Raw genomic sequence first — 25,023 nt, forward strand, 5'->3', positions numbered from 1 at the left:
TCACTTTCCCCGTGATGTCAGCACGTCATTGAAGGTGCGTGGATCGCCATCATTGGGTCGCGGCGCGAGTCCGAGCAGGCGCATCAGCAACGGATAGACATCGACATTGTCGAACACCGGCAACTGCGCCCCGGCAACGAAGGCAGGACCATGGGCGACGAAGGTCGCGCGCATCGATGGCAGCGCGGGATCGTATCCGTGCGAGCCGCGATCGCCGCCTTCCAGGCGTTTCGCGACAGCCGATTTCGCCAGCATGTCCCAGCCTTCGTCCATCTGGCAGACGATCGGCGGGATGCGCGGGTTGCTGCCGTAATGCCAGCGCGGTGGCAGCGCTGCTTTCTTCCAGCATTCGAAATGATCGTGGCGGCCGAGCAGTTTGCGTTCGGCGATGGCTTCGAAGCCGGGATTGGGCGCGAATTCCGGCACCTGTCCCAGCGATACAGCTTCGGCTTCCTGTTTCGTCACCACGTCTTCGACGGCGACGACATGATCGCGGGGGACGTTGGCAAAGCCGTGATCCGACACCAGCACGATATTGACCGCGTCGAGTTGTCCGCGCGTGCGCAGGGCGTCGAACAAGCGACCGATCGCGGCATCGGTGTCGTGCAGCGCGGCGTTGGCCTCTGGCGAACCGGGCCCGTGCTCGTGTTCGGTCTCGTCCACTTCATCGAAATACAGGGTGATGAAGGCTGGGCGCGTCACTTCCGGTTCGCCCAGCCAAGCCGACACGATATCCACGCGCGCGTTGGTGGTCACGGACTTGTCGTACTTCTGCCAGCGCGTCGGGCGTACGCCGGCGATCGCGGCTTGGCTGCCGGGCCAGAACAAAGTGGCGGAATGCAGGCCGGCTTTCTCGACGCTCACCCATACCGGCTCACCGCCCCACCAGCGACCGTCGCCGACGGCGCTTTCATTCGAGAGCTTGAAACTGCCGAGCTGCGGATCGCGCATGGTGTTCTGCACGATGCCGTGATGATCGGGACGCAGGCCGGTGACAATGGTGTAGTGATTGGGGAACGTGAGCGATGGGAACGACGGTCGCATGCCGTCGCTGGCAAGCACGCCTTGGGCTGCGAGTCGCGACACGTTGGGCATCAGCGTCGGGGTGACGTCGCGCGCGCGCAGGCCATCGACCGAGATCAGCAATACCGGAGGTCGCGGTGATGGCGGCGCCGTGGTGGTGGCGCAGCCGGCCAGCAACAGGATGGCCAACAACAGGAAACGCAAGGAATTCGACAGGCGGACTTGCGAGTGCATGGCGGGAACCGGATTGTCCTAACATCACCATTCTCGCATCCCGGAGCAGGTCGATGGTGTCGTTTTCGTTGATGGTGGCGCGGCCGATCCGGCGGGGAATGCGACTGGCCCGTTTGCGCCCGATCGTGGCGGCGCTGGCGCTGGGCGTCGCCATGTTGCCGCCGTGTGCCAGTGCGCAGGACGAAAAGATCGCGACCACGGTGGAACAATGGGATCGCTACGCGCTGGGCAACCATCGCTATGCGGTGGATGTGGCTGCATCTGCGCCGGCGGTGCAGGTCACCATCCCGTGGCGACTGCGCGATCGCGCCATCGGCGAGCACAAAATCATCGTCACCGATGCTGCAGGCAAGCCGGTCGCCAATGTCTTGCGTCGTCATGTCGATCAGTCGACGGCGACGCTGGTGTTCGAGCCGACGCAGGGTGCCGGTCGTTATTTCATCTATTTCCAACCGTACACGCAGACCGGCAGCCGCAATTATCCGAAGCTGGCCTATCAGCCATGGCAGGACACGGCCACGCCGACGTGGAGTGCGCGCATCGGCGCGACATCGCCGGCGAAACTGCAAGCATTGCCGCGGGCGAAAGTCGCCGGCTATGAAGCGGTCGATCCGTTCGACGCCTACACCGATATGGAACGCATCGCCACGCCTGCGGAAATCGCCCGTGTGTTGCATGGTGCGCAACAGGCGGCGTTCCTCCTGTTCGGCGAGGATCGCGCCCATCCGGTGCGGATGTTCGACCAGTTGCCGCAACGCTGGGCGGCGCGCGGTCCGGGCAAGCCCTTGCATCTCGGCGCCGATCGCGGTGAATTCCTGAGTTTCCAGCTCGGACTGTGGACGCCGAACCGTGCCTTGAACGATGTCCGCATCGAACTGGCGTCGTTGCAGGGTGCGAATGGCGCGCGGATCGACACCTCGAAACTGCATCGTTTCGCGCTGGGCGGCACCGACTATCAAGGGCAGCCGTTCTCGCAGCGTCATGACGTGGCGCAGGGCAGGATCGATCCATTGTGGCTCGGCCTCGACATTCCCGCTGATGCCAAACCCGGTCGTTATCGTGGCACGGCGATCGTGAGCACGGCTGCCGGCAGTGCGCGCTTGCCGATCGAGATCGACGTCGGTGTGGCGAAGATCGCGGCGCATGGCGACGATCAGCCGCAGAATCTGACGCGCCTGCACTGGCTCGATTCGACGCTGTATCAGGATGACAGCGTGGTCGCGCCGTACACGCCGGTGCAGGTGCAGGGCGATGTGTTGTCGATCCTCGGGCGCCATGTGCGTATCGGCGCCGATGGCCTGCCCGCCGCGATCGACAGCGAGTTCACGCCGCGGATGACGTCGATCGGCAACACGCCGCGTGCCTTGCTCGCCGCGCCGATGCAGCTGGTGGTGGAGGGCGGCGGCAAGGCGGATGTCGCGACCGTCACGGCATCTCCAAAATTCGAGACACTGGGACCGGCGCGGGTGCGCTGGAACGCGGCATCGCAGGTCGGGCCGTTGCAGCAGGATGTGCAGGGTGAATTGGAGGCCGATGGTTCCTTGCACTACCGCATCGCATTGAAGGCGACGCAGGCGACCACGTTGCGCGACATCCGTCTGGAAATTCCCTTCGCCGCCGATGGCGCGCGCTACATGGTCGGCCTCGGTCGTCCCGGCGACGAAACCACCGATCGCTTCGACTGGAAGTGGGATGTGCAGAAGAACCAGGACGGCGCCTGGATCGGCGACGTCAACGCCGGGCTCGAATTCCGCCTGCGCGACGATCGTTACGAGCGTCCGCTCAACACCAATTTCTACCACGACAAACCGCTGAAGATGCCGCTGTCATGGGACAACGGCGGCAAGGGCGGCATCTGCATGGCGCGCACCGGCGATCGTTACGACGTGATCGCGTTCAGCGGCCCGCGCACGATGCAGGCCGGCGAAACCTTGCATTACGACATCGAATTGCGGATCACGCCTTTCAAGACCATCAACCCGCAACGGCATTTCTCGCAGCGCTTCTTCCACAAATACGCGCCGCTGGATGAAATCACCGGCGCCGGCGCCACCGTGGTCAACATCCACCACGCCACGCCGATCAATCCGTGGATCAACTATCCCTTCCTCGAACCGGCGAAGATGAAGGCTTACATCGATGCCGCCCATGCGCGCGGCATGAAGGTGAAGATCTACAACACCATCCGCGAACTGTCCGACCACGCACCGGAAGTGCCGGTGCTGGAAAGCCTCGGTTCCGAGATCATCAGTCCCGGCAAGGGCGGTGGCTGGTCGTGGCTGCAGGAACACTTCGATGGCGATTACATTCCGGCGTGGCATGTGCCGGAAATCCGCGACGCCGCGATCATCAATTCCGGTGCCAGTCGCTGGAACAATTACTACATCGAAGGGATGGACTGGCTGGCACGCAATGTCGGCATCGATGGTCTCTATCTCGACGACGTCGCCTTCGACCGGGTGACGATGAAGCGCGTGCGCAAGGCGTTGGCGGCGCATCGCCCCGATCCGCTGATCGACCTGCATTCCGCCAACCAGTACAACGATCGCGATGGCTGGAATTCCAGCGCGTTGCTGTACATGGAGCAGATGCCATATCTCGATCGCCTGTGGTTCGGCGAATACTTCGATTACCAGAAGACGTCGCCGGCGTACTGGCTCACCGAAATTTCCGGCATTCCGTACGGGCTGATGGGCGAGATGCTGCAGGATGGCGGTAATCCGTGGCGCGGCATGGTGTTCGGCATGACCAACCGCATGCCGTGGACCGGCGGCGATCCGCGCAGGCTGTGGAAAGCGTGGGATGCCTTCGGCATCGACCAGGCCGAGATGATCGGCTGGTGGGCGCCGGACGCGCCGGTGAAGACTGGCCGCAAGGATGTGTTGGCGACGGTGTATCAGCGCCAGGGCAGGGCGATGATCGCGATCGCGTCGTGGGCACCGCAGGCAACGTCGGTGCCGTTGCAGATCGACTGGAAAGCGCTGGGGATCGATCCGGCGAAAGCGACGATCACCGCAGCGGCGATCGCAGGCTTCCAGCCGGCGCGCACCTTCAAGCGCGACGAAGCGATTCCGCTGGAACCGGGCAAGGGCTGGTTGCTGGTCGTGCAGTGACGGTTGCAGCGTCCGCTTCCGCACACGCGGAAGCGGATACCAGCCGCGATTATTTCGCGGGCTTGCTGAACTTGTAGACGAATTGATCGGTGTTGCCGCGGATCGCCTTGTCGAACACCTTCAGCGTGTGGTTGTCGGCGGGGTTGCGCAGCACCTTGCTTTCGCCGGCGAACTTGAAGCCCGCAGCTTCGACCTGCTGCTTGACGATGGCCGGGTCGATCCGATGCAGGGTGTCGGTATCGCGCAGGCCGGAGCCGTCGGCGGCCACATGATCGACGATCACGAAGACGCCACCGGGCTTGAGCGCGGCAAACACCTGCGCGTTGAACTTCGCCAGATCCACCGGGCCCATGAACTTGTCGGGATAGTCGTGGTAGTTCTGCGACGTGAACACCACGTCCACCGGCGCGGGCACGGTCAATGCGGCCGCCGCCTGCTTCAGGATTTCGACGTTGGGATTGGCGGCGGCCACGGCCTGCAGCTTGTCGGTGCTCTCGTCGTATTCGGTCGGCCACACGGCATAGACGTGGCCCTTCGCCCCGACCGTCTTGCTGAAGATGCGCGTGAAGTAACCACCGCCGGGGATCAGTTCCAGCACGTTGTCGCCGGGCTTGACCCCGGTGAACGCGACGATCTCGCCGCCGTGGCGACGCGCATCGACCTTGGCATCCTCGACGCGGGCGGGATCGGCGACGGCTGCCTTCACGTAGGCGGGGATGCCGCGATCGGCAGCGCTGCCGGTCATCAGCATGGTGGCGAGCGCAAGGCCGGACAGCAGGGGAAGCGTCTTGTTCATGGCGGGACTCGGGGACGGGGCTCTGACCATAGTCCGGTCGTTGCCCGCGCTCCACTGCCATCGGTCATGCCTGCGACCGGGCGGCAGCACTGGGTGATAATCGCGGAATTCCCACAGCACGCATCCCGTCTGGAGTCCCGCGATGGCCGATTCGACACACCCGGCACGCCCCGTTTCGTCCCGCCACGATCCTTCGCGCAATATCCGCGCACCGCGCGGCAACACGCTGAACTGCCGCTCGTGGCTGACCGAAGCACCGTACCGCATGTTGCAGAACAATCTCGATGCGGAAGTGGCCGAGCGCCCGCAGGATCTGGTGGTCTACGGCGGCATCGGTCGTGCCGCGCGCGACTGGGACAGCTACGACAAGATCCTCGAAACGCTGAAGACGCTCGGCGATGACGAGACATTGCTGGTGCAATCGGGCAAGCCGGTCGGCGTGTTCCCCAGCCATCCCGATGCGCCGCGCGTGCTGATCGCCAATTCCAATCTGGTGCCGCACTGGGCGACGTGGGAACACTTCAACGAACTCGATCGCAAGGGCCTGATGATGTACGGCCAGATGACCGCGGGTTCGTGGATCTACATCGGTTCGCAGGGCATCGTCCAGGGGACCTACGAAACCTTCGTCGAGCTGGGGCGCCAGCACTACGGTGGCTCGCTGAAAGGCAAGTGGCTGCTCACCGCCGGGCTCGGTGGAATGGGCGGCGCGCAGCCGCTGGCGGCGTCGCTGGCGGGCATGTGCAGCCTGAACATCGAGTGTCGCCAGAGCAGCATCGATTTCCGCCTGAAGACGCGCTATGTCGACGAGCAGGCCAGCGATCTCGATGACGCACTCGCACGCATCGAAAAATACACGATGGCTGGCGAAGCAAAATCGATCGCATTGCTGGGCAATGCTGCCGAAATCCTGCCGGAACTGGTGAAGCGCGGCGTGCGTCCGGATGCCGTGACCGACCAGACCTCCGCGCACGATCCGGTGCATGGCTATCTGCCGATCGGCTGGACAGTGGAACAATGGGAAGCCGAACAGAAAGCCAATCCCGACAAGGTACGCGATGCCGCCAAGCAGTCGATGCGCACGCATGTCGAAGCGATGCTGGCCTTCCATGCGCAAGGGATACCAACGGTCGATTACGGCAACAACATCCGCCAGATGGCCTTCGACGTCGGTTGCACGAATGCCTTCGATTTCCCCGGTTTCGTCCCGGCCTACGTGCGTCCGCTGTTCTGCCGCGGCGTCGGTCCGTTCCGCTGGGTCGCGCTGAGCGGCGATCCGGAGGACATCTACAAGACCGATGCCAAGGTCAAGGAATTGATTCCCGACGATCCCCACCTGCATCGCTGGCTCGACATGGCGCGCGAACGCATCAGCTTCCAGGGCCTGCCGGCACGCATCTGCTGGGTCGGTCTGGGCCTGCGCCACAAGCTCGGTCTCGCCTTCAACGAAATGGTGCGCAATGGCGAACTGAAGGCACCGGTGGTGATCGGCCGCGATCATCTCGATTCCGGCAGCGTCGCCTCGCCCAATCGCGAAACCGAGTCGATGCGCGATGGCAGCGATGCCGTCAGCGACTGGCCGTTGCTCAACGCGATGTTGAACGTCGCCGGCGGCGCGACCTGGGTGTCGCTGCATCACGGTGGTGGTGTCGGCATGGGCTATTCGCAGCACAGTGGCGTGGTGATTGTGTGCGACGGCAGCGAAGCCGCCGACAAGCGCATCGCCCGCGTGTTGTGGAACGATCCCGGTACCGGCGTGATGCGCCATGCCGATGCCGGTTACGAGATCGCCATCGAGTGCGCGAAAGAGCAGGGGCTGAAGTTGCCGATGGTAGGTTGATTCGCGATGCCTTCGACCATGACCCGCATCGCCGTCCTCGTCCCTGATCCGGCAGAAACCGCATACCCCGAGTTGTGGCCGAAAGTGCTGGCACGCCTGCAGCGCGCGCTGGACGACGTCGGCATCGAGATGGTGCCGACACCATGGACGGCGCATGTGGACGATGCCACGAAATTGCACGAATACGCGCGTGTCCTGCCGTTGCTGGCCTGGGGCTACCATCACGATCATTCGCGCTGGTTGCGCGCTTGCGACACCTGGCTGCGCGGTGGCGTGGCGATGGCGAATCCCGCGCGCGTGCTGGCGTGGAATTCCGACAAGCGCTACCTGCTGGAACTGGCGGCGCGCGGCATCGCGATCGCGCCGACGATATGCAGCGATGACATCACCCGGGACGTGATCGAACATGCGTTCGCCGAAACCGGCGCCGACGAATTGATCGTCAAGCCGGCGGTGTCCGGCGGCGCATGGAAAACGCAGCGACTGAAACGTGGTGATGCCGTCGAGCCATCGTCCGGGATGACGATGCTGATCCAGCCCTATCTGCCGACCATCGAGAGCGAAGGCGAAACGTCATTGCTGTATTTCGGGGGGCGATTGAGTCATGCCGTCAACAAGCGCCCGCCCATCGGCGAGTTCCGCGTGCAGGAACAGTTCGGCGGTTTGTATCGCGTATTGCCCGAACCGCCGGCCGGTGCGCTGGCGTTGGCTGAACAGGTGTTGGCCGCGATCAACGAACCGTTGTTGTACGCTCGCATCGACATGGTTCCCGACGCTGACGGGCAATGGTTGTTGATGGAGGCGGAGCTGATCGAACCGGATTTTTACCTGGGCGTGGATCCGGCGCAGGGCGATGGGTTCGCGCAGGCGTTGTGCAGGGACATTCGAAAGGCCAAAAAGGGAGAATCACCGATGTGCCATGGACGTTGAAGCACTCATCAGCGCCGCGCTGCGCGAAGCCGGCTATGGCCCCGACGCCATCGGCTCGGTGTTGCCGAGAATCCTGCGCATCCTGCAGGCCGAGGACGTGCGCATCGAAGTAGGCCGCAAGCTGACCCGCAAGGAACGCGAATACGTGCGCGTACAACTCGAGATTGGCCTCGACGTGCCAGAGATCGTGGCCGGCCTCAAGGCTTGAACGACTGCCGACGGTTCGAAGCGCTTCACCAATCCGTCGGCGCGTAGTCCTTCAGGAACTGCCCCCACACGTGTTCACCGGTGTTGATGCCGTGGATGATCGGATCGACGATGCGGGCGGCACCATCGACGATGTCCAGTGGCGGATGGAAGCGTTCCTCGACGATCTTGCGCGCGGCGATCTCGACCGGATCTTCGTCGGTCACCCAGCCGGTGTCGACGCTGTTCATGTGAATGCCGTCGCCGTGGTAATCGGCGGCTGCGGTGCGCGTCATCATGTTGAGCGCGGCCTTGGCCATGTTGGTGTGCGGGTGCTTGGTGGTCTTGAAGTTTCGGTAGAACTGGCCCTCGACTGCCGAGACGTTGACGATGTGCTTGTCGCGCGTTGGCAGCTGACCATCCGGCGTGCGCAGCATCAGCGGTTTCAGGCGCGCGTTGATGATGAAGGGCGCGACTGCGTTGACCAGCTGCGTCTCCAGCAATTCCACCGACGGCACCTCGTCCATCTGCAGGCGCCATGAATTGCGCCCGCGCAGATCGATCTGCTGCAGGTCCTGGTCCAGCCGGCCCTCGGGGAACAGATGTTCCTGGCCGAGCAGTTCATCGGCCAGCAGCGGCACCTGCGAGAGTTCGGCCGCGTGGACGAGGCCCGCGGCACCTGCGAGCTCATGCCTGCCTGTTTGGAGCGCAATGGGCCGGGCGCCCGGCAACAGCTCGGCGCTGCGCAGGCCTTCGTAACCACCGAGCAGCTTGCGCACGTCCGCCGGCATCGTGTGTAGCGCGGCTGTTTCGCCTTCCATCATGTGCGCGTAGAACGCGGGTGGGCGGCGCACGGTTTGGCAGGCGTTGTTGATGATGAAGTCCAAGCGCTCGCGGCTGGCCAGCAGTTGGGTGCAGAAAGCCTCCACGCTGGGCGTGTGGCGCAGGTCCAGCCCGAACACTTCCAGCCGATGACCCCACGCGCCGAAGTCCGGCTCGGCGGCATAGCGCGCCGCGGAATCGCGCGGGAAGCGGGTGGTGACGATCAGCGACGCGCCCGCACGCAGCAACTTCAGGCCGGCCTGGTAGCCGATCTTGACGCGCCCGCCGGTCAGCAGCGCGACGCGCCCGTGCAAGTCGGCGGTCTCGCTGCGCTTGAAGAAATTCAGGTCGGCGCAGGTCGGGCACAGCTGGTCGTAGAAGTGATGGATGTGCGTGTATTTTTGCTTGCAGACGTAGCAGTGCAGGAGTTCCGGCGAGGTGTTGTGCGCCACCGGGGCGGAGGCGCGATTGCCGGGATCATGCATGCCCGCGGGCTGCGGCGGGAAATAGTTCGGGGTGGTGAACACCGGCTTGCGGCGCAACGCGCGGATGCCGGTCTGGTCAAGCAGCGCCTCGGTCGCACGCGCCTTTTCCTGTGCACGCTCGCGCGCCTGGTCCTTGGACTTGCGGCGTCGTGCGCGCGGTTCGGGATGGTGGACCAGCGCGACGGCCTGCAGCAGGCGTTCGCGATCCCCGGCCGGCAGTGCATCGAGCACGTCGCGATCGGCGATGATCGCGTCCAGCAGCGCAAGGGCATGGTGCAGGTGATCGCCGGGATGGACGTCGCCGGTGTCGGCTACCGGAGTGATGGAGTGTCGTGATGTCGTATCTGGCATTTCCGGCCCATCATACCTGCCGTCTCCCACTCACACCTTCAACTTGTAGCCCGTCCGGAAAATCCACCACACCACCGCCAGGCACAACGCAAGGAATCCCAGCGTCGCGATGGCACTGACCGCCACGTTGATGTCGGAAATCCCGTAGAAACTCCAGCGAAATCCGCTGATCAGGTACACCACCGGATTGAACAGCGCGATCTTCTGCCACAGCGGCGGCAGCATGCTGATGGAATAGAACGCGCCGCCGAGGAAAGTCAGCGGGGTGATAATCATCAGCGGCACCACCTGCAGCTTCTGGAAGTCGTCCGCCCACAAGCCGATGATGAAACCGAACAGGCTGAAACTCACCGCAGTCAGCAGCAGGAAGCACAGCATCCATAGCGGATGTGCGATGTGGTAAGGAACGAACAGTCGTGCGGTCACCAGAATCAGTATGCCGAGCATGATCGACTTGGTCGCCGCGGCGCCGACATACCCGATCACGATTTCCAGTGGCGAGATCGGCGCGGACAGCAGTTCATAGATGGTGCCGGCCCATTTCGGCATGTAGATGCCGAACGAAGCGTTGGAAATGCTTTCGTTGAGCAGCGACAGCATCAGCAGGCCGGGGATGATGAAGGCGCCATAGCTCACGCCGTCGACATCGCCCATGCGCGATCCGATGGCTGCGCCGAACACCACGAAGTACAGCGAGGTGGATAGCACCGGCGAGGCGATGCTCTGGGTCAGGGTGCGGAAGGTGCGCGCCATCTCGAAGCGGTAGATGGCCTTGATGCCGTGGATGTTCATGCGCGCGCCTCCTTGCCACCGTCGCGGGGATCGTCGTGCACCAGGCTGACGAAAATGTCCTCCAGCGAGCTCTCGCTGGAGTGCAGGTCCTTGAAACCGATGCCGAGGTCACCGAGTCGTCGCAACAACGTCGCGATGCCGCTGCGTTCGGCCTGCGCGTCGAAGGTATAGACCAGCGCATTGCCGTCGTCGGCCAGCTCCAGCGGTTCGCCGGCCAGTTCCTCCGGAATGCGTTGCAGTGGCGCCTGCAATTGCAGGGTCAGCTGCTTCTTGCCGAGCTTGCGCATCAACACGTGCTTGTCCTCGACCACCACCAGCTCGCCCTTGCGGATCACGCCGATGCGGTCGGCCATTTCCTCGGCTTCCTCGATGTAGTGCGTGGTCAAGATGATCGTGACGCCGCTTTCGCGCAGTTCGCGCACCATCTGCCACATGTCGCGGCGCAACTCGACGTCGACGCCGGCGGTGGGTTCGTCGAGGAACAGGATGCGCGGTTCGTGCGACAGCGCCTTGGCGATCAGCACGCGCCGCTTCATGCCGCCGGACAGCGCCATGATCTTGCTGTCGCGCTTGTCCCACAGCGAGAGCGCACGCAGCACCTTTTCCAAATGCGCCGGATCCGGCGGACGGCCGAACAGGCCGCGACTGAAGCGCAGCGTCGCCCACACGCTCTCGAACGCATCGGTGGACAGCTCCTGCGGCACCAGCCCGATCTTCATGCGCGCAGCCCGCGCCTCGCGGGCGATGTCGTGGCCGTCGGCGAGTACCGTGCCGGAACTGGCGTTGACGATGCCGCAGACGATATTGATCAGAGTGGTCTTGCCGGCGCCGTTCGGGCCGAGCAGGGCGAAGATCTCGCCGCGACGGATATCAAGGCTCACGTCCTTCAGTGCCTGGAAGCCTGAAGCGTAGGTCTTGCTCAGGTTGCGCACAGAAACAATGGACGGCGCGTCATTCGGCATCATGCGAAACCCGGCTCATGGCAGTAAGGCGCATCGTACCGCGTTGCAGGTGCACTTCACGTGCGCATGGCGAAGCGGGCCGGTAACATCGGCCGGATCGTACGGAGGCCGCATGCAGACCACGCAATCGCCTGAAATCGCCGCATCCCATTCGCTATGGCGCGACCTGCGTGCCGCCATTCGCGGTACCGATGCCGATTACACGCGCATTCCGCTGCGTCGCGCGGTGATGTTGCTGGCAGTCCCCATGGTGCTGGAACTGGTGCTGGAATCCACCTTCGCGGTCGTCGACATCTATTTCGTCGCCACGTTGGGGCCATCGGCGGTGGCCACCGTCGGCCTTACCGAAAGCTATCTGTTCCTGTTGTATGCAGTCGCGATGGGGCTGGCGATGGCAGTGACTGCGGTCATCGCGCGACGCATCGGCGAAGGCAAGCGCGAGGAAGCGGCGATTTCTGCGGTGCAGGCGATTTTCGTCGCGTTGATGGTGGCGTTGCCGGTCGCGATCATTGGCATCGTCTACGCCAAGGACATGCTGCACCTGATGGGTGCCGATGCCTGGGTCATCGCCCACGGCTATCGCTATACGCAATGGATGCTCGGCGGCAATGTGGTGATCCTGTTGCTGTTCGTCATCAATGCGGTGTTCCGCGGTGCCGGCGACGCGGCGATTTCCATGCGCGTGCTGTGGCTGGCGAACGGCCTCAACATCCTGTTGTGCCCGCTGCTGATCCTCGGTTTCGGTCCGGTGCCGGCATTGGGGATCGAAGGTGCAGCGATGGCCACCAACATCGGTCGCGGCTGCGGCGTGCTGTTGCAGTTGTGGATGCTGCTGCGCGGCGGCAAGCACATCCGCGTGCTGGTCTCGCAGATCGCGATACATGGCGAGGTGCTGTGGAATATCGTGCGAACGTCGCTGGGCGGGATCGGCCAGATGATCGTGGCGATGAGCGCGTGGATCTTCCTGATGCGCATCCTCGCCGATATCGGCAGCGCAGCGGTGGCCGGCGCAACCATCGCCATCCGCCTGATGATGTTCACGATGACGCCAGCCTGGGGCATGTCGAACGCGGCGGCGACATTGGTCGGGCAGAACCTCGGTGCCGGCGAACCGGCGCGCGCGGAAGCAGCGGTGTGGCGCATCGGCTGGTACAACATGGCCTATCTGCTGGTGATCGCCGCGTGTTTCTTCCTGTTCCCGAAGGAACTCGTCACATTCTTCACGCCCGATCCCGCGGTGATCGCGGTGGGATCGCAATGGCTGCGCATCCTCTCGTACTCGCTCTACGTCTACGGTTGGTGGATGGTCAGCGTGCAGGCTTTCAACGGTGCCGGCGATACCGTGACGCCGACGCGCATCAACATCGTGTTCTTCTGGCTGATCCAGATCCCGCTGGCGTGGTTGCTCGCACTGCACCTCGATTGGAAACAGACCGGTGTGTTCTGGGCCGTATTCGTTTCGGAAACATCGGTTGGACTGTTCACGCTGTGGCTGTTCAGTCGCGGTGGCTGGAAGACGGCGAAGGTGTGATGCGCGCCGCGCCGTCGTCGCAACGATGGATCACTCCTGTTCGAACTGTCTGAGTTCGTCCAGTTGTGCCTGCGCCTTGCGGATGCTGGCGGTCGCAGCGGCATCATCCATCCATCGCGCCAATTTGATGCGCCTGGGATTGGCGTGCGACCAACGATACAGTCCCCAGGTGGCCAGCAGGCCCAATGCACCGACGGCGAAGTTGATCCACACCCACAGTGGCGTGCCGTCTTGCGGCGGATGATCGGCGAGGCCGGCAAAGGCGATCACCACCACGATCCACATGATCCACCACGGCAGGCCGAGCAGGACCGCGCCGAACAACTGGAATTTGCGCAGCAACGTCAGTCGCTTCTGGATGACGAGGACAGGTGCGGAATGGTCGATGCTGGCGATCAGGCCCATGGTGATGCCGCCGAACGCGGCGTTGGCGATGCCGAAGGCATGCAGCACGATGCCTGCCAACAGGTAGCCGACGGCATGCAGATTGTTTTTCCAGCAGGCGATGCCAAGCAGTGCCAGTGCCACGCCCAGCAAGATCTGCAGCAGTTGCCCCCAGAACAACGGTCGCAGGCTGGCATGCAGCCTGTCGCGCTTGCGTTCTCCGAGCAGTTGCAGGTTGATCGCATCCTGGCGTTCGAGGCGCTGGTTCAGCGATTGCCACGCGGTCTTGAAGTCGTCGAGTTCCATGGAATTTGTGCTCCTGTGCGGAAGGCTCAGAGTTCGTTGCGGATGCGCTGTTTCAGGCGTCCGATCTTGGTGGAGACGTTGGCCTCGCTGATGCCGAGGATGTCGGCGATCTCGCGTTGCGGTCGTTCGTCGAGATAGAGGATCAGCAGGGCGCGGTCGAGCGGTTTTTGCTGATGGATGAAGCGATGCAGCAGTTGCAGCTGCTGTTCGCTTTCGTGGTCGCTCGCATTGTGGTCGGCGATGTCGTGCAGCTCATCGTCCAGCGGCACCATCGTGCGGCGGCGTCGACCATCGCCACGACCGAAACTGATCGCGACGTTCAGCGCGATGCGGTACATCCATGTCGAGAACGTGCGCGCCGGATCGTACTGCGGCCATGCCCGCCATAGTTGCGCGGCGATCTCCTGCATCAGGTCGGCGCGATCCTCCGGCAGCCGCGAATACACATTCGCCACCTTGAACAGGATGCCGCGATGGCGTTCCAGCAAGGTGCCGAATTCCTCGCGCATCGCCTGGTTGGTTGCCGCCGATTGCATCGCTTCGTCCATTCCCCTGCCACGAATGCGGGACCGCAGTGGGTGCCCGTTATCGTAGTGATTCGCGGCAGTGGGTGGTTTCTCACAGCCGTGGCGGAACGGCGTGGGTCTCAAGTCCCCGGCGTGGCGATCCCGAGCTTGGCCAGCAACTCCATCGCGCTGGCGGGATTGCGTTCCTTGGCGGCGCTGATGAAGTAGAGGAAGACGTCGCGCGGCTGTACCGGTGCTGGCGTCGCCGAGACGTGTGGCAGTTCCGCGGGATCTTCGCCGCGTGCCCAGCGACGCGTCATCGCCGCCCAGGCGTCAAGCTCGTCGTCGGGATAGCCGGTGGCGATCCAGGCGCGGCTGCGCATCAAGCGGGCGTAGACGAAATCGGCGGTGATGTCGGCGATCTGCGGCAGGTCGGGCGCATCGGTATGGACGATGGCCATGCCGCGGCTGCGGGCGAGGGCGACGTAATCGGCATTGACGAAGGCGGCATCGCGCACGTCGAGGACATGGCGCAGGCGGCGGCCGTCCAGCGTATCGGGGATGAGCTCGAGGAAGGCGGTGAAATCGTCGCGATCGACCTGGGCGTTGCGATCGAGCTGCCAGACCACCGGGCCGAGGCGACCGCGCAGGTTGGCGAGGTCGCCGAGGAAAGCGTCGATCTGGCCGCCGGTGGACGCGAGTTGCCGCGACTGGGTGATCCGTTTCGGCGCCTTGGCGCTGAAGACGAAATCGTCGGGCACCGCGTCACGCCAGCGCGCGTAGGTCTCGGGCTTCTGCGCCGCGTAGTAGGTGCTGTTGATCTCGATGCTGGTGACGTGGCGGCTGGCGAACTCCAGTTCGCGCCGCTGCTGCCAGCCTGCGGGGTAGAAACGGCCCCGCCACGGCTCGTACACCCAGCCGCCGATGCCAATCCTTATGGCTTCAGTGCTCTTGTCCATGGTTGTCGATTGGATGCCTGAGTGCCGGACTGTGCAAGTGCCGATTGCGCAAAGTGTGGGATCGCTTACGATTGCGAGGACGGACTGGAACAGGGTTCCCATTATGTATCTGATTTCACGCTGCTTTCTGACTGTAGCGTTAGCCGGCATGTGCGCCCCAACAGTGGCACAAACCCGGGCGCCGGTCATGGCTGCAGGGCCGGAAGCCCAGCCCGCCGCGATCGATCCGGCGCGACTCGCCGCCTTCGATGCCTATGTCGATGCCGTGCGCAAGCAATTCGACGTGCCCGGGATCGCCGTTGCCATCGTGCAGGACGGCAAGGTGGTGATGGAGAAGGGCTACGGCCTGCGCAACATCGACGACGGCAAGCCGGTCGACGCCCACACCATGTTCGCCATCGCTTCGAACACCAAGGCCTTCACCGCCGCCTCGCTGCAGATGCTGGCCGAGGACGGCAAGCTCGACATGAACGATCGCGTGATCGACCACCTGCCGTGGTTCCGCATGTCCGACCCCTACATCACCAACGACATGCGCATCCGCGACCTGCTGGCGCACCGCAGCGGGTTGAGCCTTGGCGCCGGCGATCTCCTCTACTGGCCGACCTCCAGCTACACCACGCGCGAAGTCGCCGAGCGCCTGCGCAACGTGCCGATCACCGGGCAATTCCGTGCGCAATACGCCTACGACAACATCCTCTTCGCCGTCGCCCAGCTGGTGATCGAGGACGCCAGCGGCATGCCGTACAAACAGTTCCTGCAAACGCGCTTCTTCACGCCGCTGGGGATGACGGAAACGCGCTACAACAGCGACGACCTGCACCCCGGCGACAACGTCGCCAGTGGCCACGCCAAGTTCAATTTCAAGGAATTGAAGACCGTCGGCACCACCACCTGGCGCAATGCCTCGGGCGCGGGCGGCGTGTATTCCAGCGTGCATGATTTGACCAAGTGGATGAACGCACAGCTGGCCGGCGGCCAGATTCCCGGCAGCGACAAACGCTTGTTCAACGAGAAGAGCCAGCGCCAGATGTGGTCGGTGCTGACGCCGATCCCGGTCGGCAAGCCGTCGGTGCCGGAGCTGCAACCGGCGGTGCCGAACTTCAGTGGCTACGGCGAAGGCTGGTTCCTCAGCGATTACGCCGGCAATCGCCTGGTCTGGCACACCGGCGGCTGGCCGGGCATGGTGTCGCGCGTGACCCTGGTGCCCGATCGCAAGCTCGGCGTGGTGGTGCTGACCAACCAGGAGGTCGGGGCCGCCTTCAATGCGGTGACCTACAAGGCGCTCGACATCCTGCTCGGTCGCGCCGACTACGACTGGCTCGGTGCGTACGCCAAGGCGGTGGCCAAGGCCTCCGGTGATTCCGACGACAGCTGGAAACAACATCTCGCCGCGCGCGATGCCAAATCGAAACCGTCGTTGCCGCTCCCGGGGTATGCGGGTACTTTCCGCGACCCGTGGTATGGCGACGTGGTGGTACGGCAGGGCGCCAAGGGACTGGAGATGCGTTTCGCGAAGACGGCGGAACTCGTCGGCGACATGGAGCCGTGGCAGCACGACACGTTCGTCGTCCATTGGCGCGAACGCGTGTTGAACGCCGATGCCTTCGTCAGCTACGCGCTCGACGCCGACGGCAAGGTGCGCGAGGTGCGGATGCAGCCGGTGTCGCCGCTCACCGATTTCAGCTTCGATTTCCAGGACCTGCGGCTGACGCCCGCCAAATGACCACGGGCAGCACCGGGCCGAGATGAGGATCGAGGAGCGCCAGGTCGATGTCGACCAGTTGCAGCCGGGCATGTACGTGTGCCGGCTCGATCGCTCGTGGGAAGGCACGCCGTTCCCGTTGCAGGGGTTCCTCGTGCGCAGCGAGGATGATGTGCGCGAGCTTGCGCGCTGGAGCGGCGTGGTCTTCATCGATGTCGAATTGTGCGAGCCGGCGCAGCGCCGGCGCCTGCTGACGCTCGTGCCCCACGATCGCATCGTCACCCGCATCGATCGCGAACACGACGAACAGGTGTTCCAGCAGCGCTTCGAACGCGAAGTGCGGGTCGCGCGCGAAACGTTCACCACCTTCACCCAGCAGGCATCGGTGCTGCTGGATGCGCTGCGCAGCCGCGACACGCTCGATCAGCACGGCGTCGATGCCGCGGTCACGCCGGTCGTGGCCGCAGTAACGCGCAACCAGGATGCGTATTTCTGGCTGATGGCGCTCAAACGCCATTCCGACTATGCGTATCGCCACGCCATGAACTGCTGCGCGCTGGCCATTGCCTTCGGTCGCGCGCTGTCGTATCCGGAAAGCGGCTTGCTGTCGCTCGCGCGCGGCGGCCTGTTGATGGATATCGGCATGGCCAGCGTCCCCGCCAACGTGGTCGATCGTCCCGGCATGCTCCACGCCTCGCAAGCCATGGAGATGCGCGACCATGTCGAGGAGGGCTGCCGACGCTTCGATGCGGCCGGCTTCAGCGATCCCGAGGCGCGCGCCATGCTGGCCTGCCATCACGAATTCTTTGATGGCAGTGGCTATCCGCGCCGGTTGGCCGGCACCGCCATCCCGCTGAGCGGTCGCATCGCCGCGATCGTCGATGCTTTCGACGCGATGAGCAGCGATCGCCCGTATCGCGCGGCGATGACGCGCGACGCCGCGTTGCGCGAGCTGTACCGCAGCCGTGATCGCCAGTTCCAGGGTGAACTGGTGGAAGAATTCGTGCGCTGCCTCGGCGTCTATCCGGTGGGCACCTTGGTGGAATTGAGCAGTGGCGAAATCGGGATTGTCGTTGCGCAGAACAACGCGCATCGATTGCGCCCGCGCCTGATGCTGCTGACGTGGGCGGACAAGAGCCTGCGCGACCCGTTCATGCCGATCAACCTGCTGGGCAACGAAGTGGGAACGGATGGCGAACGTCTCACCATCATCCGCAGCGTGCCCCACAACAGCTACGGCCTGGATCCGACGGAGCTGTTCCTGTGAGTGGTTACCGTCGGGTCGTCGCCGCGCTGGTCGAAGCCATGCAACCGGATGCACCGTTCGCATTGCTGGTCGTGCGCCTGCGTCGCCTGCGCGAGACCGAACTCTCGTTCGGCCACGCCATCGGCGAGCAGCTCCACCGCGAAATCGAGTTGCTGATCCGCGATGCGTTGCGTCCCGGCGACACCCTGTTCCATATCGGGGAAAGCGATTTCGCCATCCTCCTGCCGGCGATTCGCGGCGACGCGCACGCCGAACTCGCCGCCGCGAAGATCGCGCGACTGTTCGATCACCCGATCCAGCTCGATCGCCATTCGGTGCTGGCGCGCGTCACCGTGGGTGGCGTGGTGTCGTCTCCGCAGGAACGCACGCCCGAGGAGATGCTGATGGCGGCCGACCATGCCAGCGCGTGGGCGATCCATTCGCGCCATGGCTACGAGATGGCGCGCGGCATGGAGTTGCGCCCACCGGTCGGGCACAGCGTGCTGGCGGAAGCGTTGCGGATGAACGCACTGCAACTCCATCTGCAACCGATCCGGGAGATCGCGAGCGGCCGCACGGTCGCCTACGAGGCGTTGGCGCGCTGGACCCTGCCCGATGGGCGATCGGTGTCGCCGGCGGATTTCGTGCCGATGGCGGAGCAGAGCGGCCTGATCGGTGAACTCACGGTGTGGAGCCTGCACGCGGCGATGCGCCATCTCGCCGCATGGAGCCGCGTAGCGCCGGACGTGGTCTGCGCGGTGAACGTATCGCCACTGTTCGCGGCGGATGCCGGGTTCCCCGGATTGGTGGAGCGCGCGCTGTCGATCTGGGACGTGCGTCCGCAACAATTGATGCTGGAAATCACCGAGACCGCATTCGCCAACAATATCGATGCCGTGATCGAATCGATGACCGTGTTGAAGAACAAGGGCATCGGCATCGGCATCGATGACTTCGGCAGCGGCTACGCGACGTTCTCCTACCTCAAGGATTTCCCGGTCTCCGAACTCAAGATCGATCGCATGTTCATCACCGACCTCGCGCGCGACACGCGACTGCGCCATCTGGTGGCGTCCATGATCGACATGGCGCACCGCCTCGACATCCATTGCGTGGCCGAAGGCGTGGAGGAGCAGGACACCCTCGATGTGCTGACGGAACTGGGTTGCGACCAGGTACAGGGTTACATCATCGGGCGCCCGGCGCCTGCCGAAGAAGTGGTGGACGCGATCATCGCCGCCTGAACACTTCGGTCACGCGTTCCCGGCACAATGGCGACATGATCTTCCGCTGGTTCGAATCCCTCGTCGACCCCTTCGCGCCCGGCCCCGACGGTGCACCGCCGGCGTCGATCTGGCGCTTCTACTGGCATTACCTGCGGCAAGTGCGCGGGGTGCTGGCCGCGATCTGCGTGGTCGGCTTCTTCGTCGCGCTGGTCGAAGTCTCGCTGTTCGATTTCGTCGGCAAGCTGGTCGACATGGCCGGCAAGATGGCGGCGCCGGATTTCTTCCACGTCCATGGCCGCGAACTGGCGTGGATGGCCTTCGTCACCGTGGTCGCGCGGCCGCTGCTGCTCGGCATCCACGACATGCTGGTGAACCAGGCGCTGGTGCCATCATTCACCGCGCGCATCCGCTGGCAGCAGCATCGCTACGTCAACCGCCAGAGCATGGCGTTCTTCCACAACGATTTCGCCGGGCGCATCGCCAACCGCATCATGCAGACCGGTGCGTCGTTGCGCGAATCGGCGGCGCAGATCGTCGACGCCTTGTGGTACGTGATCATCTACACCTTTACCGCGTTGTACCTGTTCGCAAAGGCAGACCCGAAGCTCACAATCCCGTTGGTGCTGTGGCTGTTCGGCTATGTCGCGTTGCTGCGCTATTTCGTGCCGAAGACCAAGGTGCGCTCGCTGGCGGCGTCGACCGCGAAATCGAAATTCATGGGCCGCGTGGTCGATGGCTACACCAACGCCGCGACGCTCAAGCTGTTTCCGCATTCCGGGCTGGAAGACGGATACGTCCGCGAGTCGGTGCAGGAAAACGTCGACAAGGTGCAGGCGATGACGCGCCTGACCACGGCGATGGATGTCGCGATCACCACGCTCAACGGCGCGATGATCGCCGGCACCGGCGCGCTCGGCCTGTGGTTGTGGTCGCAGGGCAGGGTGAGCGCAGGCGCGATCGCGTTGTCGACCGGCCTGGCCATCCGCATCAGCAACATGTCGGGCTGGATCATGTGGGTGGTGAACGGCATCTTCGAGGCCATCGGCACCGTGCAGGACGGCATGCTCACCGTTGCGCAGCCGCTGACGGTGGTGGATGCGCCCGATGCCAAGCCGCTGGTGGTCACGCGCGGCGAAGTGCGTTTCGAGAACGTGCATTTCCACTACGGAAAAGCCGGTGGCGTGATGGATGGCCTCAGCCTGGACATCGCGCCGGGCGAGAAGGTCGGGCTGGTCGGTCCCTCGGGCGCCGGCAAGACCACGCTGGTCAACCTGCTGCTGCGCCTCTACGACCTCGAATCCGGTCGCATCGTCATCGACGGCCAGGACATCGCCCAGGTCAGCCAGGCCAGCCTGCGCGCGCAAATCGGCATGGTCACGCAGGACACGTCGCTGCTGCATCGTTCCATCCGCGACAATCTTTTGTATGGACGCCCCGGCGCCACGCCCGACGAAATGGACGCCGCGGTGCGCGATGCGCGCGCCGACCAGTTCCTCCACGATTTGCTCGATAGCGATGGTCGCAGTGGCTATGAAGCGCATGTCGGCGAACGTGGCGTCAAGTTGTCGGGAGGCCAGCGCCAGCGCATCGCCATCGCCCGCGTACTGCTGAAGGACGCGCCGATCCTGGTGCTGGATGAAGCGACGTCGGCGCTCGATTCCGATGTCGAAGCGGCGATCCAGGACAGTCTCGACCGGCTGATGCAGGGCAAGACGGTGATCGCGATCGCGCATCGCCTCTCCACCATCGCACGGATGGACCGCCTGGTGGTGATGGACAAGGGCCATATCGTCGAGACCGGCACCCATGCGCAATTGATCGCGCAAGGCGGCTTGTACGCGCGCCTGTGGCAACGCCAGACCGGCGGCTTCGTCGCGCTGGACGACGGGCGTCAAGTCACCAGTTGAGTTGTGTGTCCACCGTGCGGACGCATCGGGCGACCCTGCCAGTCCAGCAGGCGTTCGAGGTGCGAGAACACGTCGCTGCGTCCGAACGGCTTGCGCAGGAAGGCATCGGCACCGATGCGTTGTGCGTAGTACTGCTCGGTCGCCTGTTCGTTCCCCGACATCATGATCACCGGAATGTCGCGGGTTTCGGCATCGCGGCGCAACGCACGCAGCACGCTGAAGCCATCCATTCCCGGCATCACGATGTCGAGCAGGATCGCGTCGGGACGCTGCGTGCCGATGCTGGCCATGGCGTCCTCGCCGGAGGCCGCGGTCGCCACCTGCACCCCGGTTTGCTTCAGCATCCGCCCGAGGACGGACAGCACCGTGCCGGAATCATCGACGATCAGCAGGCGGGTGTCGGCACTGGGATTACGTCGGGGACGGCGGCGGCGTTCCTCGCCGGCATAGCCGTCAGTGAGTGGAACGATGACTGGGGCCGCGGTCGGCTCGACCGGCACTTTTGCAGTTGCCGGCCAGCGCAGGAAATCGATCCAGCCCATGTTGCCCCCTGTCAGCGTCCGATGCCGAAAATCCGATTTTAGCGGGCTTCCGGTCTGCGTGCGCGGGTCAGCGCGATCCCGCCGACAAGCGCGCCAGGCCAATCAGGCGCGCCGCGCGCAGGGCACCCAGCACCAGCAGGCCGAGCTGCAGCACCAGCATCGCCAACACGGCATTGCCCTTGATCAGGTCGAGGAGCAGCAGGGGCGTGACCAGTGCCGGCAGCAACATGGTCACCAGATAGACCAGCGCCACCGAGAACGGGCGCCGCAACATCAATCTGACGCCGCGCAGCAACGCACGCCACGCTGTGCGCAATTGCCCATCCGCGCCGAACTGTGCGCGTGCGGCTTCCAGCGCGCAATGGGCGATGGCGATCGCCGCGACCAGGATGACCGTCGCGCCGAGTTGCAGATGGTCGGCCTGGCTGGCGAGGATGGCGGCATCGGCCGATTTGCCGATTGCGTCTGAGGCGAAGCTGGCCGCACCGACCAACACGCCGGCCGGGATCGCGATCACCAGCCACAGGCGGAACTGTCGCCAGTATTCGCGCAGGCCACCATGCATCGACTCGCCGAAACCGAGCGGGCGTCCTTCGCGCAGGCTTGCGATCAACATGCCCACCAGCAGCGGCGACAGCAACAACGCGAGCAGCGCGGTCACGCCGATGTGCACGCCCAGCGCCGTGCTGCCGCCATGCCGCAGCATCGTCATGATGCCGTCGGCCAGCAGCGGCATGTTGCGGCCGGCATCGATGTCGGCTGCCTGCGGGCTGTAGCCGAAGGTTGCGTCGATCATCTTGCGCAGCGGCACGCTGGCGGCGATCGCAGGTATCAGCGATGCCAGCAACCACAGCAGCAGCATCCGCCAGTGGCGCGGTGCGTTCGTCAGTCCGCCGAACAGGGCGCGGAATCCGTTGATGCGCCCGCTCACAGCAGTTGCCCCTGGGTGATCGCCAGTTGCAACCAGCCCATCGCGCGCGTGGCCAGCGACATCCGCTGCGGCTCGACGGTGCGGCCGTTGTCGATCTGCGACACGTCAAGGCCATGCAGGCCTTGCGGATCGAGCTCTGCCTTCACCACCTTGGCCGGCCCGCTCCAGCGATAGCGGAACCAGCGCTGGTTGCCGTCGAGGTTCACCATCTTGACGCTCCCGTCGTCGAACGTGACTTTCAGTTGTTGCGGCACCGCCGCACCCTCGCGGCGCACCACCACGGTGGATTCGAACGGATACGGGCCGCCACTCTTCGCGTCCGGATGCTGCTTCTTCCATGCGTCCCGTGCAGCGTCGATCGATTTTTCCGTGTCGGCGTTGGTCGTCGCGACGCGCTTGCCATCGACCATGCGATAGCCGTCGTCCGGCACCAGTTCGCGCACGTCGATCGAGGACACGCGGTCATCGACACGACGGGCGTTGAACACGGCGATGTCGAATTCGCGATTCACCACCTCGGGGCGTCCACTGCCTTCGGCCAATGCATCGCGGAAATCCGCCAGCGTGGGATGACGGAATTTCCAGCGTTCGTAATAGGTTTTCATCGCGCGCCCCATCGCTTCGTGGCCGATCTGCGCCTCGATGTCGTTGAGCATGGTGGCAGTGCGCGAATACACCGTGCTGTAACTGCCGGGCAGGCGATCCCACGAATTTTCGCCAAGGCGATCCATCGGGTCGTCCAGTCCCGCGGAAAGGCGTTCGATCGTGCGCGGGGGAAAGACCGCCGCCAATCCCAGGCGCTTGCTGAACGCATTCGCCAGCGAGATCGGCTGGTGGCGATCCGACAGCATGCGATCGTCCCAGTACTGGTTCACGCCTTCGTCGAGCGATGGCTCCTCGAACTCGTTGGAAGCGAGGATGCCGTAGAAATAGCCGTGGCCGAATTCGTGGATGGTGACGAAATCCATCGCGTACTGGCCAATGGTGCCCGGCGAGAAATCCTTGACATTGTCGGCGGTGAAGAAGGTCGGGTATTCCATGCCGCCGGCTTCTTCGGCGTTGTGCGGCGGCACCACTGCGGTCACCGTGCGATAGGGATACGGGCCCAGCGTGTCGGAAAAATAGGTGAGCGAATCCAGCGTCGCCTTCAGCACTGGCTGGGCGTTGCTGGCGTACTCGCGCGGGACCAGCACGCGCACTTTCACCGATGGGCTGCCGGGATGCGCCCACGTCGCCTCCAGTGGCGTCACCGTCTTGTTGTCGGCGGTCCAGGCGAAGTCGTGGACGTCATCCTGCACGTAGCGATAGCTCAGCAGATCGCCGTTTTGCACGGGCGTGCCCTGCAACTCGCCGGTTGCGCCGACGGTGTATCCCTTCGGCACGTGCAAGGTCACATCGAAGCTGCCGAAATCGGCATAGAACTCGCTGTTCATGTGGAATTCGTGGGCATTCCAGCGCGTCGTGGTGGCGCCGCGCTCTCCCGGCAATTCCAGTACGCCGATCTTCGGAAACCATTGCCCGACCAGATGGAAGGTGTCGAAGTAACCGGTACGTGCGACCACGCGCGGCAACTGGTCGAAGAAGGCGATGTCGAATGTCGTGCTGGCACCGGCGGCGACCGGTTGTGGCAGGTCGACGCGCACCACGGTGTGATCGCTCGCGGGACCGTTGTCGGGATGCACGTAACTCCAGCGTGCACTCTGTCCACCTTGCGTGATCGAATCGAGGCGGATGTAGCCCCAGTCCTTGTCGCCGGTCTGGACATTGCTGCGGAAGTGCAGGCCTTGGCTGCGTTCGGTGAAGAAGGTGCTGCCGGTACCTTCGAAGCCGTTGAGGTAGAGATGCAGGTAGATGCTGCACACCGGCTGGTTGCTGCGATTGCGCCAAGTCATTTGTTCGCGGCCGGCAACGGTGTGCTTGACCGGATCGAGCGTCGCATCGATGGCGTACTTCACCACGCGATCCGACAGCGTTGGCGCATTGGTCTGGCGCGGACCGCCCCAGGCATCGGCCGCGCTTGGCGTGGTTGGTGCGGCGGCGTCGGGATCGGCGAGCGCGATCGCCGGGCAGGAGACCGCCGTGGTGTTCGCGGCCGTCGTATCAGCGGTTGCTGGCGTCGTGGTTGGCGATGATGGCGTGATGCGCGCGGCCAGTGGCAGCACGATTGCGAGACAGGCGAGCGGAACGAGGCTGAGACGCCAGATACGCATGAGGAACTCCCCGATGGATCACGCAAGGGTGAGCCG

General features: G+C 64.2%; 20 protein-coding genes. 9 read left to right on the forward strand and 11 right to left on the reverse strand.

All coding sequences use genetic code 11. The features are described from left to right. Nucleotides 1-1,257 carry an alkaline phosphatase family protein gene (locus Lysil_RS06330; protein WP_103074648.1) on the reverse strand — a complete coding sequence of 419 codons (1,257 nt, stop codon included), beginning with the start codon at nucleotides 1,255-1,257 and terminating at the stop codon, nucleotides 1-3. A 98-nt stretch (nucleotides 1,258-1,355) separates the two neighbouring features. Between Lysil_RS06330 and Lysil_RS06335 the strand changes: the two genes are divergently transcribed. Next, nucleotides 1,356-4,370, forward strand: coding sequence for a glycoside hydrolase domain-containing protein (locus Lysil_RS06335; protein WP_129588376.1), 3,015 nt, complete (start codon nucleotides 1,356-1,358; stop codon nucleotides 4,368-4,370). Between the two features lie 49 nt (nucleotides 4,371-4,419). Here the strand turns inward: Lysil_RS06335 and Lysil_RS06340 are convergent, their stop codons facing one another. Beyond that, the gene (locus Lysil_RS06340; RefSeq protein ID WP_103074650.1) at nucleotides 4,420-5,166 is read right to left on the reverse strand and encodes a class I SAM-dependent methyltransferase; all 747 of its coding nucleotides are present in this window, start codon (nucleotides 5,164-5,166) and stop codon (nucleotides 4,420-4,422) included. Between the two features lie 142 nt (nucleotides 5,167-5,308). Here Lysil_RS06340 and hutU point away from each other — a divergent pair, with 142 nt between their 5' ends. Genes hutU through Lysil_RS06355 form a run of 3 tightly spaced genes read left to right on the forward strand, consistent with a single transcriptional unit; the run spans nucleotide 5,309 to nucleotide 8,144 of the window. Continuing rightward, nucleotides 5,309-7,006, forward strand: a complete 1,698-nt coding sequence (hutU, locus tag Lysil_RS06345; protein WP_103074651.1) for a urocanate hydratase — start codon at nucleotides 5,309-5,311, stop codon at nucleotides 7,004-7,006. A 6-nt stretch (nucleotides 7,007-7,012) separates the two neighbouring features. Beyond that, nucleotides 7,013-7,936, forward strand: a complete 924-nt coding sequence (locus Lysil_RS06350) for an ATP-grasp domain-containing protein (RefSeq protein WP_205756871.1) — start codon at nucleotides 7,013-7,015, stop codon at nucleotides 7,934-7,936. Then, the gene (locus Lysil_RS06355; protein ID WP_103074652.1) at nucleotides 7,926-8,144 is read left to right on the forward strand and encodes a polyprenyl synthetase; all 219 of its coding nucleotides are present in this window, start codon (nucleotides 7,926-7,928) and stop codon (nucleotides 8,142-8,144) included. The genes Lysil_RS06350 and Lysil_RS06355 overlap by 11 nt, the downstream gene beginning before the upstream one ends. Before the next feature lie 25 nt (nucleotides 8,145-8,169). On the opposite strand, the gene Lysil_RS06360 is transcribed toward Lysil_RS06355, so the two are convergent. Genes Lysil_RS06360 through Lysil_RS06370 form a run of 3 tightly spaced genes read right to left on the reverse strand, consistent with a single transcriptional unit; the run spans nucleotide 8,170 to nucleotide 11,534 of the window. Beyond that, nucleotides 8,170-9,780, reverse strand: coding sequence for an SDR family NAD(P)-dependent oxidoreductase (locus tag Lysil_RS06360; protein WP_103074653.1), 1,611 nt, complete (start codon nucleotides 9,778-9,780; stop codon nucleotides 8,170-8,172). 30 nt (nucleotides 9,781-9,810) lie between these two features. Beyond that, nucleotides 9,811-10,572, reverse strand: a complete 762-nt coding sequence (locus Lysil_RS06365) for an ABC transporter permease (RefSeq protein WP_103074654.1) — start codon at nucleotides 10,570-10,572, stop codon at nucleotides 9,811-9,813. Beyond that, nucleotides 10,569-11,534, reverse strand: a complete 966-nt coding sequence (locus Lysil_RS06370) for an ABC transporter ATP-binding protein (protein WP_103075029.1) — start codon at nucleotides 11,532-11,534, stop codon at nucleotides 10,569-10,571. Before Lysil_RS06370 ends, Lysil_RS06365 begins: the two co-directional genes overlap by 4 nt. Nucleotides 11,535-11,646: 112 nt before the next feature. On the opposite strand from Lysil_RS06370, the gene Lysil_RS06375 reads away from it, so the two are divergent. Continuing rightward, nucleotides 11,647-13,065 (forward strand): MATE family efflux transporter, encoded by a 1,419-nt coding sequence (locus tag Lysil_RS06375; protein WP_103074655.1) that lies wholly within the window; start codon nucleotides 11,647-11,649, stop codon nucleotides 13,063-13,065. A gap of 30 nt (nucleotides 13,066-13,095) precedes the next feature. Here the strand turns inward: Lysil_RS06375 and Lysil_RS06380 are convergent, their stop codons facing one another. From Lysil_RS06380 to Lysil_RS06390, 3 genes are all read right to left on the reverse strand, one after another. Next, on the reverse strand, nucleotides 13,096-13,755 hold the full coding sequence (locus Lysil_RS06380) for a hypothetical protein (protein ID WP_103074656.1): 660 nt from the start codon (nucleotides 13,753-13,755) through the stop codon (nucleotides 13,096-13,098). 26 nt (nucleotides 13,756-13,781) lie between these two features. Beyond that, the gene (locus Lysil_RS06385; RefSeq protein WP_103074657.1) at nucleotides 13,782-14,303 is read right to left on the reverse strand and encodes an RNA polymerase sigma factor; all 522 of its coding nucleotides are present in this window, start codon (nucleotides 14,301-14,303) and stop codon (nucleotides 13,782-13,784) included. Between the two features lie 98 nt (nucleotides 14,304-14,401). Continuing rightward, complete coding sequence (locus tag Lysil_RS06390) at nucleotides 14,402-15,220, reverse strand: DUF72 domain-containing protein (RefSeq protein WP_103074658.1); 819 nt, start codon at nucleotides 15,218-15,220, stop codon at nucleotides 14,402-14,404. Between the two features lie 103 nt (nucleotides 15,221-15,323). On the opposite strand from Lysil_RS06390, the gene Lysil_RS06395 reads away from it, so the two are divergent. From Lysil_RS06395 to Lysil_RS06410, 4 genes are read left to right on the forward strand one after another with little or no spacing between them, the layout of a single operon-like run. Further along, nucleotides 15,324-16,946, forward strand: coding sequence for a serine hydrolase (locus tag Lysil_RS06395; protein ID WP_103074659.1), 1,623 nt, complete (start codon nucleotides 15,324-15,326; stop codon nucleotides 16,944-16,946). A 22-nt stretch (nucleotides 16,947-16,968) separates the two neighbouring features. After that, complete coding sequence (locus Lysil_RS06400; protein WP_103074660.1) at nucleotides 16,969-18,192, forward strand: cyclic di-GMP phosphodiesterase; 1,224 nt, start codon at nucleotides 16,969-16,971, stop codon at nucleotides 18,190-18,192. Continuing rightward, nucleotides 18,189-19,415, forward strand: a complete 1,227-nt coding sequence (locus Lysil_RS06405; RefSeq protein ID WP_103074661.1) for a putative bifunctional diguanylate cyclase/phosphodiesterase — start codon at nucleotides 18,189-18,191, stop codon at nucleotides 19,413-19,415. Before Lysil_RS06400 ends, Lysil_RS06405 begins: the two co-directional genes overlap by 4 nt. A 38-nt stretch (nucleotides 19,416-19,453) precedes the next feature. Then, entirely contained in the window at nucleotides 19,454-21,304 is a 1,851-nt protein-coding gene (locus Lysil_RS06410) for an ABC transporter ATP-binding protein (protein ID WP_129588409.1), read from the forward strand. On the opposite strand, the gene Lysil_RS06415 is transcribed toward Lysil_RS06410, so the two are convergent. From Lysil_RS06415 to Lysil_RS06425, 3 genes are all read right to left on the reverse strand, one after another. After that, nucleotides 21,289-21,846, reverse strand: coding sequence for a response regulator (locus tag Lysil_RS06415; protein WP_103074663.1), 558 nt, complete (start codon nucleotides 21,844-21,846; stop codon nucleotides 21,289-21,291). The genes Lysil_RS06410 and Lysil_RS06415 overlap by 16 nt on opposite strands. Before the next feature lie 67 nt (nucleotides 21,847-21,913). Next, complete coding sequence (locus Lysil_RS06420) at nucleotides 21,914-22,777, reverse strand: hypothetical protein (RefSeq protein WP_103074664.1); 864 nt, start codon at nucleotides 22,775-22,777, stop codon at nucleotides 21,914-21,916. Then, complete coding sequence (locus Lysil_RS06425) at nucleotides 22,774-24,987, reverse strand: M1 family metallopeptidase (RefSeq protein ID WP_103074665.1); 2,214 nt, start codon at nucleotides 24,985-24,987, stop codon at nucleotides 22,774-22,776. Before Lysil_RS06425 ends, Lysil_RS06420 begins: the two co-directional genes overlap by 4 nt. Nucleotides 24,988-25,023 lie beyond the last annotated feature (36 nt).

It is taken from the genome of Solilutibacter silvestris, from assembly GCF_002895945.1.
GTDB lineage: Bacteria > Pseudomonadota > Gammaproteobacteria > Xanthomonadales > Xanthomonadaceae > Solilutibacter > Solilutibacter silvestris.